Annotated in this window: 1 protein-coding gene; it reads right to left on the bottom strand. The window is 70.8% G+C overall.

What is annotated here, in order from left to right; all coding sequences use genetic code 11:
• The coding region (locus G6R25_RS23350) for an MFS transporter (RefSeq protein ID WP_235949491.1) at positions 1–1,994 on the bottom strand (1,994 nt) is incomplete at its 3' end.
• Positions 1,995–2,507: the final 513 nt, after the last annotated feature.

The raw sequence follows: 2,507 nt of genomic DNA, 5'->3' as shown, positions 1-2,507 counted from the left end.
GGTTGCATCCGCGGTGCCGGCCGGAGGCCCTCGCCCGGCCGGACGCTCTCGCCCGGCCGGACGCCCTCGGCCGGTTGACTGCCTACAACCGGTTGACTGCTTTCCGCCGGAGCAGCGCCACCGTCGGCGACTGCGCTGACATCGACGACAAGAGGGCCAACGGCGTCAGCGTCGTCGGCGGTGGCACGGCTGTCGGCGGTGGCACGGCTGTTGGCGGTGGGGCCGGCGTTGGCGGTGGCACCAGCGTCGGGGGTGGGGCCGGCGGCGGCCTCGACGGCGAGCAGGGTCTCGACGTGGACGTACTTCGCGCCACGCAGCAGGGAGGCGATCGCGGCGATCAGTGACATCGCGATGGCCAGCGAGAACACGATGATCAGACCGTGGTGGAACGGCGAGGCGATCAGGTTCGGGAAGAACTCCTTGCCGGTCAGCGCCTGCGCGTTCGCCGCGGGGAGATGGCGCAGGGTGTCGTCGCCGAGCAGGTTCTGCATCGGGTTGTAGCCGAGGAAGGCGGCGAACAGGCTGCCGACGGGCGGCAGGTTCGCCACCCGGTCGGTGACGTCGGCCGGCACGCCCTGCGCGGCCAGCCCGCTGTGCAGCGAGTGCGGCAGCGTCGAGGACAGCCCGGCGATCATCAGGGAGAAGAACACGCCGATCGAGAGGACCTGGCCGGAGTTCATGAACGTGGCGCGCATCCCGGAGGCGCCACCGCGGGCCGCGGCGGGCACGGCGTTCATCACCGCGGTCGTGTTCGGCGCGGAGAACAGGCCCGAGCCGATCCCGTTGAGGACCAGCAGCGCGGCGAACGCCGGATAGCTGAAGTCCGTCGGCAGCAGCAGCAGGCCGAGGAAGGTCGCCGCGACCAGGGTCAGGCCGCCGGTGGCGAAGGCACGGGCGCCGAACCGGTCGGACAGGAAGCCCGACACCGGCCCGGCCACCAGGAACCCGACCGTCAGGGGAAGCAGGTAGATGCCCGCCCACAGGGGCGTGTCGACGTAATCGTAGCCGTGTAGCGGCAGCCAGATCCCCTGCAACCAGATGATCAGCATGAACTGCATGCCGCCGCGGGCGATCGAGGACAGCAGGACCGCCGCGTTGCCGGCGGCGAACGCCCGGATCCGGAACAGCGCCAGGTTGAACATCGGCTGCGCGGTTCGCCGTTCGATCAGGACGAACACGACGAGGAGGGCGCCGCCGCCGATGAGCGCGGCGAGGACCTTCGGGTTGAGCCAGCCCATGTCGTGGCCACCGTAGGGCTGGATGCCGTAGGTGACGCCGGCGAGCAGCGCGGTCAGCCCGACCGCGAAGGTGATGTTGCCCCACCAGTCGATGCGGGCGGGCGTGCGCCGGCCGGTGTCACGCAGGCTGCGGTAGGACCAGATGGTGCCGGCCACGCCGATCGGCACGCTCACCCAGAACACCGCCCGCCAGTTCCACTCCGACAGCAGGCCGCCGGCGACCAGCCCGATGAAGGAGCCGGCGAGCGCGGCGACCTGGTTGATGCCCAGCGCTATGCCCCGCTGGCGGGTGGGGAAGGCGTCGGTGAGGATGGCCGTCGAGTTGGCCATGAGCATCGCGCCGCCCACGCCCTGCACGACCCGCCAGCCGATCAGCCACAGCGCGCCGGACGAACCCTGCCAGGGGGTCAGTGCCAGCCCGATCGAGGCGACGCTGAAAACGGCGAAGCCGGCGTTGTAGATCCGGACGCGGCCGAACATGTCGCCGAGCCGGCCCAGCGTCACCACCAGCACGGCGGAGACGAGCATGTAGCCCATCAACATCCACAGCAGGTAGCTGACGTTGCCCGGCTGCAGCGGGTCGAGGTGGATCCCGCGGAAGATCGCGGGCAGGGAGATGATGACGATCGAGCTGTTGACCGTCGCCATCAGCACCCCGATGGTCGTGTTCGACAGGGCGATCCAGCGATATCTCGAGCTGTCGTCCTGGTGTGGCCGGCGCGCTGCGTCGACCGGAGTCCCCGTGGTCGTGGACATCCGGCGCTGCTCCCTCCGTCACCGATGCGGGCCGGTCCGCCCCGACGGGCGGTCCCCGGCGTCCTGCATGGCATGGGCGCGAGGCGGGCCGCCGAGGGCCGGGGTGGTGCCCCGGGTGGTGCCGGGTGATGTCGCTTCGCTGCGGTGAGGGGCCTGTCTGGCTCCGGGTCGAGCCGGCGGCGTGCCCCGCGTCCACGCCTGAATGATTGCTTGACTGACACTAACAACCGGCCGGGCGGTCGACATTCCCGTCACGGCCGCCGGCGAGAGGCAGGAAGCGGCGCACGGTGCCCCCCACGCCGTCCTAGCATTACCCACTGGACGGATCACGGCCTGTCTGGCCGGATCGAGGCCCATCTGGACGGATCACGGCTCGCTGGGCGGCACGGCCATCCGAAGGCCGGTGCGAGCAGAGCAGGGCCGGTGCGAGGAGAGCGAGGCGACGTGGCGACCGATGTAGAGAGCACGTTGGCGGCCGACGACTACGACGAGTTCGGACTGCTGCACGAGAAC

Origin of the sequence: Candidatus Frankia alpina (genome assembly GCF_902806485.1) — a bacterium.
GTDB lineage: Bacteria > Actinomycetota > Actinomycetes > Frankiales > Frankiaceae > Frankia > Frankia alpina.
Note: the sequence above shows the minus strand (reverse complement) of the source record. Positions and strands in the feature narration are given on the sequence as shown.